Source organism: Rothia aerolata (assembly GCF_014635585.1).
In the GTDB taxonomy this organism is placed as follows: domain Bacteria; phylum Actinomycetota; class Actinomycetes; order Actinomycetales; family Micrococcaceae; genus Rothia; species Rothia aerolata.
Map to the genome: position 1 here is coordinate 416,979 of NZ_BMDC01000001.1, position 17,318 is coordinate 434,296.

Annotated in this window: 17 protein-coding genes and 1 pseudogene; 3 read left to right on the forward strand and 15 right to left on the reverse strand. The window is 55.2% G+C overall.

Annotation, left to right across the window (positions count from 1 at the left end):
- The first annotated feature begins 11 nt into the window (after positions 1-11).
- Complete coding sequence (locus IEV00_RS01780; RefSeq protein WP_188358622.1) at positions 12-1,019, forward strand: hypothetical protein; 1,008 nt, start codon at positions 12-14, stop codon at positions 1,017-1,019.
- Between the two features lie 175 nt (positions 1,020-1,194).
- Here the strand turns inward: IEV00_RS01780 and IEV00_RS01785 are convergent, their stop codons facing one another.
- The 3 genes from IEV00_RS01785 to IEV00_RS01795 all read right to left on the reverse strand — a co-directional run bounded on the left by IEV00_RS01785 (position 1,195) and on the right by IEV00_RS01795 (position 3,430).
- Positions 1,195-1,749 carry an HIT family protein gene (locus IEV00_RS01785; RefSeq protein WP_188358623.1) on the reverse strand — a complete coding sequence of 185 codons (555 nt, stop codon included), beginning with the start codon at positions 1,747-1,749 and terminating at the stop codon, positions 1,195-1,197.
- Positions 1,750-1,787: 38 nt separating this feature from the next.
- Positions 1,788-2,243: a 23S rRNA (pseudouridine(1915)-N(3))-methyltransferase RlmH gene (locus IEV00_RS01790; RefSeq protein ID WP_188358624.1), complete on the reverse strand. Its 456-nt coding sequence runs from the start codon at positions 2,241-2,243 to the stop codon at positions 1,788-1,790.
- Between the two features lie 98 nt (positions 2,244-2,341).
- The gene (locus IEV00_RS01795; RefSeq protein ID WP_188358625.1) at positions 2,342-3,430 is read right to left on the reverse strand and encodes an NADH:flavin oxidoreductase/NADH oxidase; all 1,089 of its coding nucleotides are present in this window, start codon (positions 3,428-3,430) and stop codon (positions 2,342-2,344) included.
- Between the two features lie 287 nt (positions 3,431-3,717).
- On the opposite strand from IEV00_RS01795, the gene IEV00_RS01800 reads away from it, so the two are divergent.
- Positions 3,718-4,215, forward strand: coding sequence for an FBP domain-containing protein (locus IEV00_RS01800; RefSeq protein ID WP_188358626.1), 498 nt, complete (start codon positions 3,718-3,720; stop codon positions 4,213-4,215).
- Here IEV00_RS01800 and IEV00_RS01805 read toward each other — a convergent pair.
- The 6 genes and pseudogenes from IEV00_RS01805 to IEV00_RS01830 all read right to left on the reverse strand — a co-directional run bounded on the left by IEV00_RS01805 (position 4,212) and on the right by IEV00_RS01830 (position 9,606).
- Positions 4,212-4,505 (reverse strand): type II toxin-antitoxin system RelE/ParE family toxin, encoded by a 294-nt coding sequence (locus tag IEV00_RS01805; protein ID WP_188358627.1) that lies wholly within the window; start codon positions 4,503-4,505, stop codon positions 4,212-4,214. The genes IEV00_RS01800 and IEV00_RS01805 overlap by 4 nt on opposite strands.
- The gene (locus IEV00_RS01810) at positions 4,505-4,777 is read right to left on the reverse strand and encodes a type II toxin-antitoxin system RelB/DinJ family antitoxin (RefSeq protein WP_188358628.1); all 273 of its coding nucleotides are present in this window, start codon (positions 4,775-4,777) and stop codon (positions 4,505-4,507) included. The genes IEV00_RS01805 and IEV00_RS01810 overlap by 1 nt, the downstream gene beginning before the upstream one ends.
- A gap of 314 nt (positions 4,778-5,091) precedes the next feature.
- On the reverse strand, positions 5,092-6,090 hold the full coding sequence (locus IEV00_RS01815) for a hypothetical protein (RefSeq protein WP_188358629.1): 999 nt from the start codon (positions 6,088-6,090) through the stop codon (positions 5,092-5,094).
- 38 nt (positions 6,091-6,128) lie between these two features.
- Positions 6,129-8,141, reverse strand: a complete 2,013-nt coding sequence (gene thrS / locus IEV00_RS01820; protein ID WP_188358630.1) for a threonine--tRNA ligase — start codon at positions 8,139-8,141, stop codon at positions 6,129-6,131.
- A 141-nt stretch (positions 8,142-8,282) separates the two neighbouring features.
- Positions 8,283-8,735 (reverse strand): HD domain-containing protein, encoded by a 453-nt coding sequence (locus tag IEV00_RS01825; protein ID WP_188358631.1) that lies wholly within the window; start codon positions 8,733-8,735, stop codon positions 8,283-8,285.
- Positions 8,736-8,796: 61 nt separating this feature from the next.
- Positions 8,797-9,606: pseudogene (locus IEV00_RS01830) on the reverse strand (fumarylacetoacetate hydrolase family protein).
- A gap of 111 nt (positions 9,607-9,717) precedes the next feature.
- Here IEV00_RS01830 and IEV00_RS01835 point away from each other — a divergent pair.
- Positions 9,718-10,233, forward strand: a complete 516-nt coding sequence (locus tag IEV00_RS01835) for a GNAT family N-acetyltransferase (protein WP_188358632.1) — start codon at positions 9,718-9,720, stop codon at positions 10,231-10,233.
- A gap of 57 nt (positions 10,234-10,290) precedes the next feature.
- Here IEV00_RS01835 and IEV00_RS01840 read toward each other — a convergent pair whose 3' ends face one another.
- The 6 genes from IEV00_RS01840 to nrdI all read right to left on the reverse strand — a co-directional run bounded on the left by IEV00_RS01840 (position 10,291) and on the right by nrdI (position 17,301).
- On the reverse strand, positions 10,291-11,223 hold the full coding sequence (locus IEV00_RS01840; protein ID WP_229723098.1) for an SOS response-associated peptidase: 933 nt from the start codon (positions 11,221-11,223) through the stop codon (positions 10,291-10,293).
- A complete protein-coding gene (locus IEV00_RS01845) occupies positions 11,223-11,909 on the reverse strand; it encodes a lipoyl protein ligase domain-containing protein (RefSeq protein ID WP_188358634.1) in 687 nt (228 codons plus the stop codon). The genes IEV00_RS01840 and IEV00_RS01845 overlap by 1 nt, the downstream gene beginning before the upstream one ends.
- Positions 11,910-11,923: 14 nt before the next feature.
- A complete protein-coding gene (locus tag IEV00_RS01850; RefSeq protein WP_188358635.1) occupies positions 11,924-12,763 on the reverse strand; it encodes a GNAT family N-acetyltransferase in 840 nt (279 codons plus the stop codon).
- Between the two features lie 807 nt (positions 12,764-13,570).
- Positions 13,571-14,545: a class 1b ribonucleoside-diphosphate reductase subunit beta gene (nrdF, locus tag IEV00_RS01855; protein WP_188359414.1), complete on the reverse strand. Its 975-nt coding sequence runs from the start codon at positions 14,543-14,545 to the stop codon at positions 13,571-13,573.
- 174 nt (positions 14,546-14,719) lie between these two features.
- The gene (gene nrdE / locus IEV00_RS01860; RefSeq protein WP_188358636.1) at positions 14,720-16,900 is read right to left on the reverse strand and encodes a class 1b ribonucleoside-diphosphate reductase subunit alpha; all 2,181 of its coding nucleotides are present in this window, start codon (positions 16,898-16,900) and stop codon (positions 14,720-14,722) included.
- The gene (gene nrdI / locus IEV00_RS01865) at positions 16,876-17,301 is read right to left on the reverse strand and encodes a class Ib ribonucleoside-diphosphate reductase assembly flavoprotein NrdI (RefSeq protein WP_188358637.1); all 426 of its coding nucleotides are present in this window, start codon (positions 17,299-17,301) and stop codon (positions 16,876-16,878) included. Before nrdI ends, nrdE begins: the two co-directional genes overlap by 25 nt.
- Positions 17,302-17,318: the final 17 nt, after the last annotated feature.

The window sequence follows — 17,318 nt, forward strand, 5'->3', positions numbered from 1 at the left end:
AGACTGGATAGGTGCAAAACCTACTCTTTGACCAAGGCAATTCTCCCCTGATTTTTCGCGACCTCAAGTGGGTTGATCGGGTTCCTCACGCGGTGGTTGAGACTGTTGAGGACGCCGCTCCCAGCGGCCGCCTCTCGCGTGTTGAGCTCTCCCCCGGGTCTTTTCTGGGCTTCTCCACAGTTCTACCTTCTATTGAGGCTGAAGGTTTATCGACCGAGCGCTACTGCGCTGGTTACTCTAAAGCTTTGGTGGAGGGTGTAGGTTTTTCGGTGGAGCCCTGCCCCGATTCTGCTGTGATTAGCAAGGGCAAGCAGTGTGCCCGCTGTGAAGCCCGCGATGAGTTCTCCGCCATGCACGGTATTCACCGGGGAGCCGCGTTAACCCCCGCCGCAGAGTCCTACGCTTCCCTGGAACACTGGCTCTACGTGGCGACCTTTCCCGATGGCACCTCCAAGGTGGGCACCACCTCCCTCTTTTCCAAGCCCCGGCGTCTCGACGAGCAGGCGGTAGCCTGCGCCACCTACGTTGCTCACGCTACCGACGGTCGCCAGGTGCGCATCTGGGAAGATCTGGTATCCAAGGAGGCCGGCCTGGTGCAGGTCAAGCAGGTACGGAGTAAATATAAGGCATGGACCTCGCCCCTTGCTTCGAGTGAGCTTTCTACGGCTCATGAGAAAGCGGTTTCCCTTGCCACCTGGACCTTACAGGAGGCAGCCCTCTTTGAGGACTTCATCGATGAGGAGCAGCTCATGGACGAAAAGTGGCAGCCCTCCCTCTCCATGAACCGAGCCTATGAATCGCTGTGGGCAGAGAATCCGGCACCGTTGAACACCTATTCTTCTCTTTTGGACTCCCAGCAGGGCTTCTACTTCGTGGGGGCCACCGGCAAGTTTGCCGTGGTGCATTTTGGCAACCCAGACCATGCCTTCCTGGTCAACCTGGCAGAGCTACAGAACCGGGCAATCTTGCCCCATGATTCGCTGACCCAAGAGCCGCAGAGCCAGGCTTCGCTGTTCTAGCGGATTACTGCCCGTAGAGTGGAGCGCAAGCACGTCGTCTGCTGGCATCGGGATGGAACGAAGGTTTTCTGAGCAAGTGAAGAACAAAAAACCGAGTGGAATCGCGCAGCGCTCGTGAATTGCGATACGAGCGCCAGCGAGCTCGCAAGAGGGACTGCAGGCGACTGCTTGCGCTCTACTTACTAGGCCAAGCTTCAGCTACTAACTCGCGAATCTGCCCCAGGGTCTGGGTCACGGTTTTGGTGCCCGCGATGATAGGCAGAAAGTTGGTGTCGCCGCTCCAGCGGGGCACAATGTGCTGGTGCAGATGGTCGGCAATTCCTGCGCCGCCAATTTTCCCCTGGTTCATGCCGATATTGAAGCCGTGCACCCTGGAAACCTCGCGGAGAACCCCCATGGCCTGCTGGGTGAGCAGGGCTATCTCTGCGGTTTCCTCTACCGTGGCGTCGTCATAATTGGGAATATGGCGGTAGGGGCAGACCAGCAGGTGGCCCGGATTGTAGGGGTAAAGATTCAGCACTACGAAAGCGTGCTCACCGCGGGCTACAATCAGGGATTCTTCATCAGAACGAGTCGGCGCCGCACAGAAGGGGCAGGTGTTCTCGGTGTAGTCCTGCTGACCACCCTTCACGTAGGCTCGGCGGTGGGGAGTCCAGAGGCGCTGGAAAGCGTCGGGAACACCGGGTAGTTCAAAGTCGTCGGTGGTGTAGTCGTGTGAATCAAAACCCATGACTTCAGTCTAGCCCCTAGAAGAGGCGGAAATCTGACCTACACGTGGTGGTAGGGGCGGTTATTGGCGATTTCGCCGGCACGGTAAATTTGCTCGGTGAGAATCAGGCGCACCAGCTGGTGGGGAAAAACCAGCTTAGAGAGGCTCCAGACGGTGTTAGCCCGCTGGCGTACCGAGTCATCCACGCCGTAAGCGCCACCGATTACCAGGGTCACCTGCTTGAAGCCCAGGTTGCCCGCAATGAGAGCAGACAGGTCAGGGGAAGACAGGTTTTTACCGCGCTCGTCTAGCAGAATCAGATAATCGTCGCTTGCCACCTTATCGAGAATCCTCTTCGACTCCTCAGCTCGCGCCTGTTCCTCGGCCAAAGATGAATGCGCCAGGAAATTCCAACTAATATCCCAGGGCTTGCGCAGCCGAGACTCGTAGCGATCGATTCCCTCCTTAACCCACTTCTCATGCTTCTTACCGATGGCAATAATTTTGATGGTCAAGAAAACTCCTGGGTAGGTATGGAAACTTGGCTTTAGACTCAAAAGTTTACCCCGCCCCTACCGCTTGTACGGAAGGAGCGGGGTATTTATAGCTCAGGCTATCGGCGGGTGTTCCAGGCACGGCGGTACTGCTTGGGTGAGTAATCAACTTCCTGCTTGAGCTCCCTCGCCCATTCCAGCGGGGTCGAAGCGTTGCGCAGCGCCTCGCGACCCACCAGCACGACATCCGCCTGGCCCGAGCCTACAATATACTCGGCCAGACGCGGGGAGTTAATCATGCCCACCGCAGCCACGGGAATGTCTGCCTCACGCTTGACCTGCGCTGCCATAGGGGTCTGGTATCCCGCGTAAACCTTGATCTCGGCAGGGTAGTTACCGCTGGTGGAAATATCGGCCATGTCCACGCCGTCTTCCTTGAGCCAGGCGGCAACCTGGGCGATTTCCTCCACGGTCAGACCGCCCTCCACAAACTCGGTGGCGGAGAGGCGGGCGAGCAGGGGCATGTCGGCGGGCATATTCTTGCGCATCTCAACCGCAACACGGCGGATCATGCGGGCGCGGTTCTCCAGGGAGCCGCCGTATTCGTCGTCGCGCTTGTTAGACAGGGGCGAGAGGAACTGCATCAGCAGGTAACCGTGGGCACCGTGGATTTCCAAAAAGTCATAGCCTGCCTCTACCGCGCGGGCGGCAGCTGCGCCGAAGGCTTCAACGATTTCGTCAATGCGTTCGAGGGTCAGCGCGGTGGGTTTCTTGAGACCGGGGTAAGCAACCGCCGAGGGGCCAAAAGTTTCCCAGCCACCCTCTTCTTCGCTCAGGGAGACGTTGGGCTTCTCCGAATGCAGCTCACCGCCGGTTGACGCCTTGCGGCCCGCGTGGGCAATCTGCACGCCGGCCTTAGCGCCGCCATCGTGAATAGCCTGCACTAGGCGGGCGTGCGCTTTGGTGTGCTCGTCTGACCAGAGGCCGGAGCAGAAGGGGCTAATGCGGCCCTCGGGCAGAACGTTGGTCATCTCTACGATGACGGCGCCCGCTCCCCCGCGTGCCAGCGCACTGTAGTGGTGCTCGTGGTAGCTGGTGGGAATGCCGTCCTGCTTTTCAACCGAGTACTGGCACATGGGCGGGTTCCAGATGCGGTTACGAGTGGTCATATTTTTGACGGTGAATTCTTCAAAGAGCGGTGATGCCACGGGTCTTCCTTTCGTTGGTTGGGCAGGCTTCCGGTTTCTTAACGCGGCGTGGGGTGGCTCTATTCCGGGGTGAGGGGAAATTCTCCTTGCTTGGGGAGTGGTGAGGGCTCATAGCGCGGGGCGTGGGTGGGTTTGCTGGCGCCGGAACTCAGTGGTGCAGGAAACTCGGTGGTGCTGAAAACCCGATGGTGCAGAAAGTGGTTTTCGGCTTCAAATTTGGCACCCAAAACCGCTTTTCTGCACCAGTGACTTTCATGCTCATAACCTCGCCCGGTTAGGATGGTTCTATGCAAAGTTTGACCGAGGCCGAGATTCGTAAATCCTTTATTAACTGTTCCAAGGGCGAGGCGAAGCGTCTGAATGTGCCGCCGCGTTTGAACGAGGTGGATTGGGAGTCGCTTGAGTTTTTCTCGTGGATCAATGCGAAGAATCCGCAGAAGGCTTGTGTGGTGGTTCCTCAGCAGGACGGCGCTGTGGCGGGTGTGCTGCTAACTCGGGCTAAAGCTCAGGGCAAGAAGGCCCAAATGTGCTCGTTTTGTATGACTTTGCACCCCGGTTCTGGGATTTCCCTGTTTTCAGCGGCGAAAACAGGTGAATCTGGTCGTCGTGGCAACACCCTGGGTACGTATATCTGCTCTAACCTGCGCTGCGCAGATTATGTAACGGGCAAGAAGAAGCCCGAAGGTATCCGCCAAATAGACGAAACCCTGACGGTCGAGCAACGCTTGCAACGTATGCTGGAGAATGCCCAGGCTTTCGTAGAGCGCCTCCACCAGACTTCTTAGCGAAACAGCTCGTCGTGGCTACCAGTTCTTTGGAAGTAGGCGAGCTCATTTGTCTCACTCCAAATAATTAACCAGTCACCAGCATTGGCAACATGGCACTCATAACTACCTTGCCATTCACCTTTGAGCGTATGCATCATGTGCCTTCGTCGCAGGGTTTCCTTAGACTCCACCGAATTTTCTAGTACCAGTTGAATCAAATCTCGGAGTGGTTTTGTATCAATGTGCTTCTTCTGCAGCCTTTTGATATCCCGCCTAAATGCTGGTGCATAGTCGGCTTCGAGATACATTAGATACCTAAATCTTCAAAGAGCTCCTCGGCTTTTGAGAACCTAGGCTTCTTTCCACTGGCAAGGAACTGCTCTCTATCACGGATTGCTTCAAGAGATTCTGCATTGGGTCTAGGGTCTCCCACTGTGAAGGGAATGCGGTTCTCTCTCACGGCTTGCTTCACAAACATGTTGATAGCCGTGGACATGTTCAGGCCCAGCTCTTTGAAGAGAGCTTCACCTTCTTTTTTGGTTTCTGAGTCCATACGGACACTGATGCTTGTAGTAGACATTGCATCTCTCCTTAAACATACGGTGTATTTACAATGTAGCACTCTCCTGCGATTTCAGGAATAGTGTTACACAAGGAGACCAACCCAACCTCAGGAGCTTGCCACCTCTACTCGCTTGAACAATGAACCACATCGGGCTCGTCAGCAGTTTAAGTTACCGCGAAAATAACCCTCCGCCTTGCAGATTATGTAAGGAAAGAAACCCCAACGAAACCCACCAAGTGGACGACTCCTCCCCCACCGAACAGCGTCTTGCCCGCATGTTAGAAAATGCCCAGGCTTTCGCAGAACAGGCAAGTTCGACATCATAAAGATTATTTAGACTCTCTGAGAACTTTTTTATTAGAAATCAAAAACGGTGAACTGGTTATAAAACCAATTTTTTTATATTCCACATGATACCCCATTGGAAGCGCCTCTGAGGGCGAAAAAATTTTATAACTTAATTTATTCTCGAAGCCATAGTCCCAAGATGTTTTCCCAGGATTTTCTTTAATCCATTTTTTATACTTTTTCGAATTCTCAAATTTTAATCTTTTCCTAGCTTCCAATTCACTCTCTCGCACGACATCAGCCATTCCTGTAAAATATTCTGTATGATACTGATAGACATTTCTAACTATCAAATCTGTAATCAAATCCAACTCACCCCATCTCTCTACAATTAATTTCGATAATTTGAATAAAAATACGGTTACCAATCCGTATATAACTATAAATGGAACGTACCCAAAATCGAATCTTTCTAAATTTGCATCAAATACTAAAATAAACACCTGTAGAACAAGAAGCAGGAGTGTTATACCTAGTGTAAAAATTCCAAGTATTATGGATGCGGCTCCGAATATTCGATTAAATTTATCAAAAATCGAACCATGTACAGTGTTGAGGTCAGGAAATTTTCTTATATTTTGAATATTGTCTGACAATTTGAGAAGCTTCTGTCTTGAAAATTCATCCACTACACCAACACTAGCCAATCTAGACTCTAGGAATAATTTCTTAAGTGAGCCCCTGTACTCGGATTCCAATATTTCCATGTCTATTTTATTTAATTTTTTATGATTTAAATGATTTATTAAAACTGATTGAATCTTCTCCACTCTTAATATTTCTGGAGGTAATCCCTTATTTTGATTCCTAATAGTTCTTGAAACATTTTTAGCAGCAATAATTGCCGTAAGAATGGAAACAAAACTAGCTAATAAGGTTGAAAGGATTGTACGGGATGTTTCAGATTCAAAAAACCAGCCTAGCATCTTACTCCTCTTCAATATAGACAGAAGGTGCCGTACATATACGACACCTTCCATTTATTAATATTTATTTAGTCAATAATATATTGCCTGGATTAATTGCTCACCCGCGACTTCGGATCCTCATTGTTTCGCGACTCGATGTGCTCGACAATGCGGGCCACAGCGTCGTCCACGGGAACACCGTTCTCCTGCGAGCCGTCGCGGAAGCGGAAGGAGACCGCGCCGTTCTCGGCGTCCTCGCCACCGGCAATCAGGATGAAAGGCACCTTCTCCTTAGAAGCGGTGCGGATCTTCTTGGGGAAGCGGTCGGTACCGTAGTCCACCTCAACGCGCACACCGTGGGCTGCCAGCTTGGCAGCAACCTCACCCATGTAATCGTTGAAGGCCTCAGCAACGGGAACACCAATCACCTGCACCGGAGCCAACCAGGCAGGGAAAGCACCCGCGTAGTGCTCGGTCAGCACACCGAAGAAGCGCTCCAGTGAACCAAACTTAGCGGAGTGAATCATCACCGGCTCCTGGCGGGAGCCGTCAGAAGCCTGGTACTCCAAACCAAAGCGCTTGGGCTGGTTGAAGTCGTATTGCACGGTAGACATCTGCCAGGTACGACCAATCGCATCCTTAGCCTGAACAGAAATCTTGGGGCCGTAGAAAGCAGCTCCACCCGGGTCAGGAACCAAATCAAGACCGGTCTCAGATGCAACCTGCTCCAGCACCGCGGTAGCCTCTTCCCACTGCTCATCTGTGCCGATGAACTTATCCTTCTTCTCGCCCTCGGTATCGCGGGTAGACAGTTCCAGGTAGAAGTCGGTCATACCGAAGTCTTCCAGCAGGGAGAGCATGAACTTGAGCAGGTGGCGTACCTCGTCGGGTGCCTGCTCCTTGGTCACGTAGGAGTGGGAGTCATCCTGGGTAATCATGCGCACGCGGGTCAGGCCCTGCAACACGCCGGACTTCTCATCGCGGTAGACGGTACCGAACTCAAAGAGACGCAGGGGCAGCTCGCGGTAGGAACGACCCCGCGAACGGAAAATCTCGTTGTGCATGGGGCAGTTCATTGCCTTCAGTCGGTAAGCCTGACCCTCGTCATCCATGGCCGGGAACATGCCGTCTGAGTAGTAGGGCAGGTGGCCAGAGGTGTAGAAGAGATCTTCCTTAGAGATATGGGGGGTCTTCACATACTGGAAGCCCTCGTCAATGTGGCGCTGGCGAACGTAGTTCTCCATCTCGCGCAGAATAATACCGCCCTTAGGGTGGAAAACCGGCAGACCGGGGCCAATGGTCTTGGGGAAGCTGAAGAGATCCAGCTCTTCGCCCAGGCGGCGGTGGTCACGGCGCTCTGCCTCGGCAATGCGATCCTTGTAGGCAACCAGCTCTTCCTTCGAGGGCCAGGCGGTACCGTAAATGCGCTGTAGCATGGGATTCTTCTCGGAACCGCGCCAGTAGGCGCCGCCCGCACGCATGAGAGCGTAGCCGTTAGCAATCAGCTTGGTGTTGGGAACGTGGGGGCCGCGGCAGAGATCCTTCCACACGGTCTCGCCCTTCTTGTTCACGTTGTCATAGATGGTGATTTCGCCCGCGCCCACCTCAACAGAGGCACCCTCGGCGGCGTCCGCACCTGAACCGGGACCCTGCGAGAGAGCCAGCAGCTCCAGCTTGTAGGGCTCATCAGCCATTTCGGCTTCAGCCTCGGCCTGGGTGACCACGCGGCGTCGGAAGGTCTGGCCCGACTTAATAATCTTCACCATGGACTTCTCAATCTTCTTGAGGTCCTCGGGCGTGAAGGGCTCTTCCACATCGAAATCGAAGTAGAAACCGTCGGTGATGTAGGGGCCGATGCCCAGCTTGGCATCCTTGCGGTACTCCTGCACCGCCTGCGCCATCACGTGCGCTGCCGAGTGGCGCAGAACGTTCAGGCCGTCTTCCTCGTGTACTGAAACGGGAACGACGACGTCGCCCTCAGCCAGTTCGCGCGAAAGGTCAACCAAAACATCATTGACTCGAGCAACAACAATCTCTTTGTCTTCTCCAAAGAGGTCTGCCGCGGTGGTTCCGGCTTCTACCGAACGTGCTTCGCCGTTTACGCTGATCGAAATGTTGGACACTGTGTGTCTCCTTTATCTGCCCACCCATACAAGGGGCAGGCTCGGGTTACATGTGTGCGGTACGAGGGCACACATCACCCACCAGTCTACCCGCTCGCCGGCACCGGCAACAGCTGCCCCAGCGCCGTCCTTCTCACTCCCTTAGACCGCCAGCAACCGACTCATACGCTGGTACTTATCGGTCAGGCGCAGGCGGGTCTCCTCATCGAGGCCGGCCATGCGTTCGGGGTTGGTGTTGTCTTGAATATCTGCCTTCTTCACCAGCAGGGCCAACTCGTTGCGCTTGATGCGAGCGCAGTAGTCTTCGAGGGTTTCTTGTTGTTGGTGGGTGAGGTCTTCTACTGCTTTGACGATTTCGCGGGGGAATTCGTGGCTGAGTTGTTTTTTGGTGACTTGGGTGTCTTCGAGGACGTCGTGGAGCCAGGCGACTGCGATTGCGTTGACGGGGTTGATGCCTTTTTCTTCTGCGAGGGCTTCGGCGTATTTGGCGACTCTGCCGGGGTGGCCGATGTAGGGTTTGTCGTTTTTGTCGCGTTGGCCTTCGTGGGCTTCGGTGGCGATCATTTTGGCGAGTTTTACGGTGATGCTGCGCATGGTTGTCTTTCTGTGTGTTGTGGGTGTTAGTTGGGTTGGGTGCAGGTGTTGGTGAGTTTTCCTATTCCTTGGATTTCGGTGGTGACGGTTTGGCCGGGGTGAGCCATTTGCGGGGTTTGATGGAGAGGCCTACGCCGGCTGGGGTGCCGAGAGCGATGAGGTCGCCGGGTTCGAGGGTCATGAAGGTGGAGATGTAGGAGATGATGTGGGCTGGTGTGAAGATCATGTTGGCGGTGTTGCCGTTTTGGCGGGTTTCGCCGTCGATGGTGCAGGTGATGGTGAGGCCTTTGACGGGGTCAATTTCATCTGGAGTGACAATGTAGGGGCCGGTGGGTGTGGTGTTGTCCCAGTTTTTGCCTTGGAACCATTCGGTGGTGCGGCCTTGTCAGTCGCGGACTGAGATGTCGTTGATGACGGTGTAGCCGAGGGCGTGGTTGAGGGCTTGGTTTTCGGGTACGCTGCGGGTTTGGGTGCCGATGACGACGCAGAGTTCGGCTTCCCAGTCGATTTTGGTTGATTCTTTGGGGAGGGTGATGGGGTCGGTGGGGCCTATGAGGGCGTTGGAGTATTTGGTGAAGATGGTGGGGTATTCGGGGATTTGGGCCCCGACTTCTTGGGCGTGGTCGGTGTAGTTGAGGCCGATGCAGAGGATTTTGCCGGGTTTGAGGACGGGCGCTGCGAAGGTGAGTGTGTTGAAGGTGAGGTCGGTGGAGTGGCCGCCGAGTTTTTTGATGTCTTCAGCGGTGTGGATGTGGTGTGGGATGCCTTGGGCGAGGAGGGTGTCGAGGGGTTGGTCGAAGGTGAAAGTTTGGTTCTGATGTTCGACGACTGCTAGGAGATTTTCTCCGAATTTTGCATTGCCCCATCGCATGTGTACTCCCCCTGTTAACTTAAATTTATTGTGTCATATTGCTTCTGACTACAGTGATTGAGGTTACTCTATAAGATACAGGTTCAGGCCAGACTGATAAAGGAGGCAGCCATGACCCGTTTAATTACTCTGATTTCTGAGACTAAAGAGTTGGTGGGTAAGCCCACTTTGGAGACTCGCCCGGTGGAGCATTCTGATGCTGAGGCGCTGGCGCGTTTGCTTTTTTCTTCCTATGACGATGGGCGGTTGACGTCGCAGGCTCATGCGCTGACTGAGATTGAGGCTGTCTTGGGTGGAGAGCACGGGGAATTTTATACTGAGGCTTCACCAGTGGTGATTGATGATCACGATCGGGTGGTGGCTGCGGCCCTGTGTTTGCGCAATCGCACCGATGGTGGTCAGCCCTCTGATGTTCCGGCTATTTATGAGCTCTTTACCGCGGCGTCGCGTCGTCGTGAGGGTTTAGCTGAGAAGCTGATTCGTCAGTCGCTGTCGGTGATGCGCTCCGATGGTCTTGAGGAGGTCAGTGTGCGTATTCCTGAGTCGAATGCTGCGGCGCTGGCGTTGTATTTGACCTTAGAGTTCCGCCGTTGGCAGGATCCTTCTGAGGATGAAGAGATTGTTTAGTTTCTTTTCACAGGTGCCCTCGTTCCCCTTGCCGGGAGCGAGGGCACTTTTTTGTGTTTAAAGGCCGCTGAGTAGGTCTTGGGCCGGCTCGATGAGGTGGGGGCCATTATTACGAACATTACCCACATCGGTGGAGACGGGGTAGAGCTCCCATCCGGTGGTTTGGGCGTAGGCTTGGTCGAGTATTTCGGCGAGCGCTACCCGGGCGTCTTGGGTGAGGACGCCGCTGGGTTGGGTGACGGGGCGGCCGGGGGCTTTGCCGGATTGCAGCCAGCGGGTCAGGGCGTCGGTGGGTTCTCCGGTGAAGTGCAGGGGTACTGGGAGTCGGTTGTGCAGGTGGGAGAGAGCGGTGGGTGTTGCTTCTGGGCGGCCGCTGGTTGCCAGGTCGGCGAGGTCGAGGTCGTCAGGGGATTTCATGGTGATAATGGAGCAGGTCAGTAGCCAGTCCCCTGCCCGGTTGGCGTAGGGGGACTTGGGGTTGTGGGCTTCTTTCTCGGTGATTTTCCACCAGGAGTAGAGGCCTGCGAAGTAGATGGGGTCTTGATCTGCCCGGTGGATGAAGTGCGGGGTTTTGACCTGTTTGCCCGCGGTGGTGGTTTCGGTTTTCCATTCGTAGTAGCCGCTGACGGGTATGGCGCAGTGGCCCGCTGTGGCGGCCTGTCGGAAGGTGGGCTTTTCGAAGATGGTTTCACTGCGGGCGTTAAAAGCCTTGGCAGAGAAGCTGGCATCTTCTGCCCACGTGGGGAGGAGCCCCCAGCGGGCGGCGTGAAGTTCCCGGTTGGGAGTTACTCCCCCACCGGCTTGCCCAGTTTCGCCGGCCTGCCCGTGGACCAGCAGGGCGGTCTGGGCCGGCTCCAACCCGGTGAAGTTATCAATAATAATGGGTACCGTGTGGGTGGGAGCCACGTTGAAGTTTTGTATCGGTGCCTCAAGCGGCACGCCTGCCATGTAAACGCCGTGATCAAAATCGAGAACGTAGCGGCCGCACATCAGAGCCACCCTTCTGCCGCATAGGCTTCAAGCACGGCATCTTCTACATCTTCAACGGTGAGAATGGGGTTGATCTCGGTGAGGGCTCCGACGGTTTCCGGTTCTAATTCCAGCCCCAGCTTCTTATAGACCTGCTCGGTAGCCTCACGCAGTTGGTAGCCGGATTCCACCACAATTCCGGTAGAGAACCACCAGGCACCGGCGACCACCCGCTGGGCGGTGCCCACTATTTTTGTTTTGCTTCCGTGAGGAAAGACCGCGTGTACAGAGTGTTCACCGGGGCAGTACTCCCCCGGAATCTCTCCTACCCCAGCGGAGATGCCGAGAGTCTCTAGAGCCTTTTCGAACATATGTCCGAATACCTCGAAGCGGTCTGTATTACCGCTGACCGCATCGGCATCCGCCTGAAAATGGTCCACCACCAGGCAGCCAGCATGGTAGCCGGCTGCGTGACCGCCCACCGGCCGCACCAGCGGCTCATAGCCAAAGCGCGAAGCCGCAGCGGCGGCGTCCTCAAATCCCTCCCGCAGCTCATCACGACGTCCAAAAGCCATATTCTTGCGCGGACGGTAGAGCCGCAGGGTCGATTCAGCCTCTCCCCGCCCCACCGCACGCACATAGTCCACCGACTCTGCGAAGGGATAGAGGTGGGTGCCGGGCTCATGCCGGTCAAGATCAACGCGCATAAAAACTCCTAGGCCTAATTGACGTTAACATCGAGCAGGGAGGTTGAGACATACTCAAACCAGCAGGGCTCCAACCCCGCCCGCAGGGCAACGTTTTGCGAGGGAACGTGGGAGGGTGAGGTGCCGTAGAAGGGCAGAAAACCCTCATCAAGGACGGCGAGCGCCAGCTTCTGCACCAGGGCTGTGGCGAGGCCGCGCTGCTGGTGGTCGAAGAGAACATCCACACCAATTTGGCGGGCGATGGAGGAATCATCGCTGGCACCTGCAACACCGATGACCTGGTTTTCGTACTCTGCGGCGAGGGCTTGGACGTCTGGGCGGTCTTTGCTGAAGCCCAGCGCGTTGGGAAAGGGGTTGTTTCCTCTATAGTCTTCAATTTCGCTGGGGGTTAGCCAGCGGAAGCTATAGCCTGCGGGAGGTTCGAGGTGCTGGGTGTTAAAGAGGCTTCGTCCCGGGGTGAAGAAGAGGGCGGTACCCGAACTTTGCAGGGCAAAGGGGCTGAGAAAATCGTTGACCTTTTTGAGCTTGTTATAGTCTCCGGCCCAGTTACCCTCATCGCCGGGTAGCAGGGCGGCAAGTTCCTCCCGTACCCGCTCGTGCTGGGCGCAGATAATGGTCAGGCCTCGATAGTTGCCCAGGCGCATCTCGAAATGGGAGTCAGAATAACGACGCCGCCAGGGCTGCATCTCTGTTAGCTTGAGTCTTTGCGAAGTAAGCTGGGCTGCTCTGTGCTGCCGGGCAAGTTCAATAGAGCCCACTGGTAGGCAGAAGTCGGCCTCCATGAGGGCGGTTTCAAGCTCCCGTGAGCGCTCATAGGTGGTGATTGCTTCTCTGGCAGAATTCGAGGTCTTCACTGGATTTATTGTATCTGTTCGGCACCCCGCAGTTTTGTACAGGGTTGTCTCGGTTGTACAGAGGTAACTCTGTACTCTCGAGATAATCCTGTACAAAATCTTCTCCCGTCGGGCTTTCAAGGCAAAAAATCCCGCCCTGGGGAAGTTGAATCTGCAGCTCAGGACTTTTATTGCCGAGGAAATAAAAGTGCAATAAAAATGCAGGTGCCCCACCTCCATCTACTTTTAGACCTATTACAGTCGCCCTGTTATTTCAAGGTTGCAGAGGGTAGCACCTGCTATATCTCAATTTTAACAGTCAAAACCTTAGTCATACCAGGAAAACCATGGACAAGATGCCCTAGGAACGCGACGGCGAAACCTTCGATATCTGTTGGCCCTGCTCAAAGCGGTGAGCCGGCTACCGGCCAGCGAGCCACCAATTGTTACTGAGCTACAAGTAACGTGCTGGTGGCTCGGCATAAAGAGGGGACGGAGGACGGCATAGCAGAAGCCCCGCAGCCGGTCTGGCTGAATGTGGCTCTCGCTGTGTGGTCTTTCCTCATTGGTGGTCAGGGCATGCTGTCCGTGCTGAATACCCCCGGTAGTGCTGGAGCTGCAGCACGGACATTTGAGTGAGTAGAAAAAGGCGCCTCACCCCTTGATGGGGGTGAGGCGCCTTTTTGTGCGTTAAGGGGTCTATTTTTTGAACCCCATTTTGAACCCCTTTGCGAATTACTCGGAGTAACCCGGGGTGATGAAACGGTGGCATAAACCCCGGAAATTCAAGGGAGAATCACCACCAGTCACCCCAGGTTACGAAACTTCTTAGAAGTCCCAATCCTCATCTTCGGTATTAACTGCCTTACCGATGACGTAGGAGGAGCCGGAGCCCGAGAAGAAGTCATGGTTCTCATCAGCGTTCGGCGACAGGGCTGAGAGAATGGCCGGGGAAACATTGGTGACCGATGCCGGGAACATTGCCTCGTAGCCCAGGTTCATCAGTGCCTTGTTGGCGTTGTAGTGCAGGAACTTCTTGACGTCCTCGCTCAGGCCCACAGAATCATAGAGGTAGTGGGTGTACTGCACTTCGTTCTCGTAGAGCTCATAGAGCAGGTCAAAGGTGTAGTCCTTGAGCTCCTGCTGACGCTCGGGGGTCTCCTGCTCCAGACCGCGCTGGTACTTGTAGCCAATGTAGTAGCCGTGCACAGCTTCATCGCGGATAATCAGGCGAATCAGGTCTGCGGTGTTGGTCAGCTTGGCTCGAGAAGCCCAGTACATGGGCAGGTAGAAGCCCGAGTAGAAGAGGAAGGACTCCAGCAGGGTGGAGGCAACCTTCTTCTTCAGCGGGTCATCGCCCTGGTAGTAGCTCATCACAATCTGAGCCTTCTTCTGCAGGTGGGGGTTCTCGGTGGCCCAGCGGAAGACTTCGTCAATCTCGCGGGTAGACGCCAGAGTGGAGAAGATAGAAGAGTAAGACTTCGCGTGCACCGACTCCATGAAAGCGATGTTGGTGTACACCGCTTCTTCGTGGGCAGTGGTAGCATCGGGCAGCAGCGAGACAGCGCCCACGGTGCCCTGAATGGTATCCAGCAGGGTCAGACCGGTGAAAACACGCATGGTCAGCTGCTTTTCCTCATCGGTCAGGGTCTTCCAGGAAGGAACGTCGTTAGAGAGCGGAACCTTCTCGGGGAGCCAGAAGTTAGAGGTCAGGCGATCCCACACCTCAAGATCCTTTTCATCCTGGATACGGTTCCAGTTGATTGCTTCGACGTGGTCAACGAGCTTGACCTTTTCGCTCATCATGCTGAGGGAAACTCCTTCGTGAACTTGTGCCGATATGTCTATCGGCAGTTGAAACCATTTTAGCCCGACAGGTCATCTGAAAACACAACCGCCGGGCACCCAAACCCACAAAAAACCCAGCCACCGGCGGGCAACCGATAGCTGGGTTCAAGCGCTCGCTTTAGCCTGGGGCTAGAGCATGCAGGATACGCAACCCTCTACTTCGGTACCTTCCAGAGCCATCTGGCGGATACGCGAGTAGTAGATGGTCTTAATGCCCTTGCGCCATGCGTAAATCTGGGCCTTATTGACATCGCGGGTAGTTGCGGTGTCTTTGAAGAAGAGGGTCAGCGACAGGCCCTGGTCAACGTGTTGGGTTGCCACAGCGTAGGTGTCGATAATCTTCTCGTAGCCGATTTCGTAGGCATCCTGGTAGTATTCCAGGTTGTCGTTGTTCAGGTAGGGAGCCGGGTAGTACACGCGGCCCAGCTTGCCCTCCTTACGGATCTCAATCTTCGAGGCAATGGGGTGAATCGAAGAGGTGGAACCGTTGATGTAGGAAATCGAGCCGGTGGGCGGTACCGCCTGCAGGTTCTGGTTGTACATACCGTGCTCGGCGACATCGGCAGCCAGCTTCTTCCAGTCTTCCTGGGTGGGAATCTGGTGGGCGGCAAAGAGCTCCTTGACCCGCTCGGTCTGCGGAGCCCACTCCTGCTCAATGTACTTCTGGAAGAACTTGCCCGAAGCGTAGTCGGAGTTCTCGAAGTTAGCGAAAGTTTCCTTACGCTCCTTGGCAATCTCCATGGACGCGCGGATAGCGTGGTAGGTCACGGTGTAGAAGTAGATATTGGTGAAGTCCAGCGCCTCTTCGGAACCATAGTAGATGTGTTCGCGGCCCAGGTAACCGTGCAGGTTCATCTGACCCAGACCCACCGCGTGAGACATCTTGTTACCGCGCTCAATGGAGGGAACGGTACGAATATCGGACTGGTCAGAGACGGCGGTCAGCGACCGGATAGCGGTCTCGATAGTCTTGCCGAAGTTATCGCCGTCCATGGTCAGGGCAATATTGAGCGAGCCCAGGTTGCAGGAAATGTCCTTACCCACGGTCTCGTAGCCCAGATCGTCGTGGTAGGCAGAAGGCTCGGAAACCTGAAGAATCTCAGAGCAGAGGTTAGACATAATAACCTTGCCCTCAATCGGGTTGGCCCGGTTGACGGTGTCTTCAAACATCACGTAGGGGTAGCCCGACTCGAACTGAACTTCAGCCAGGGTCTGGAAGAACTCGCGAGCATTAATCTTCTGCTTGCGAATTCGAGCGTCGTCCACCATCTCGTAGTACTTCTCGGTGACGTTAATGTCAGAGAAGGGAACGCCGTAGATCCGCTCAACGTCGTAGGGCGAGAAGAGATACATATCTTCATTGCGCTTGGCCAGCTCAAAGGTGATATCGGGAATCACAACACCCAGCGAGAGGGTCTTAATACGAATCTTCTCGTCGGCGTTCTCGCGCTTGGTATCCAAGAAAGAGTAGATATCGGGGTGGTGGGCGTGCAGGTAAACCGCACCGGCACCCTGGCGAGCGCCCAGCTGGTTCGCGTAGGAGAAAGAGTCTTCCAGCAACTTCATGACGGGAATGACGCCGGAAGACTGGTTTTCGATCTTCTTGATGGGAGCGCCGGATTCACGCAGGTTGGTCAGCGCAAAGGCGACGCCGCCGCCGCGCTTGGAGAGCTGTAGGGCGGAGTTGATGGAGCGGCCGATGGACTCCATGTTGTCTTCTACGCGCAGCAGGAAGCAGGAGACGAGCTCACCGCGCTGCATCTTGCCGGCGTTGAGGAAGGTGGGGGTGGCGGGCTGGAAGCGGCCGGAGATGATTTCTTCGACGATGTCGCGGGCCAGCTCTTCGTTGCCCTCTGCCAAAAGCAGGGCCACCATGACCACGCGGTCTTCGAAGCGTTCCAGGTAACGCTGGCCGTCGAAGGTCTTCAGCGCGTAGGAGGTGTAGAACTTGAAAGCGCCCAGGAAGGTGGGAAAGCGGAACTTCTTGGAGTAGGCCAGTTTGGAGAGAGACTTGATGAAGTCAAAGGAGTACTGGTCGAGCACGTGCTTCTCGTAGTACTGGTGCTTGACCAGGTAGTCGAGCTTTTCTTCGAGATCGTGGAAGAAAACGGTGTTGTTGTTGACGTGCTGCAGGAAGTACTGGCGGGCTGCCTGGCGGTCGGCGTCAAACTGAATCTTGCCGTTTTCGTCGTAGAGATTCAGCATGGCGTTGAGCTCGTGGTAGCCCAGGCCCTGGAATTTCTCGGGGGTGGTGAGGTCTTCGTGACCGGGTTCCTGCGACTGACCTAGTACAGGGAGTTTTGAATCCAAAATTCTTCTAACCCTTCATTGACTTTATGTACATCTTCTGCGGTACCCATGAGTTCAAAACGGTAGAGTACCGGGACCTGGCATTTGGCCGCGACCTTGTCGGCGGCAACGCAGTAGAGGTCTCCAAAGTTTGTGTTTCCTGCGCCGATGACTCCGACCAGGTGGGCGCGGTTCTGCTCCACGTTAAGGAATTTAACCGCCTGGGGCGGTACAGATCCGGCGCCGTTGGGTCTACCGTAGCTGGGAATGCAGAGAACGAAGGGCCGGTCTACCACCGGGGGTTCGTCTTTGGTGAGCAACGGTAGGCGCAGGCTTTCCACCCGAGTTTTTTGAATGAACTTGTGGGTGTTTTCTGAAATGGAGGAAAAGTAAACAACCAGGGGTGCCTGCTGGGACTTCATGGTTGATTCCGGCCCCG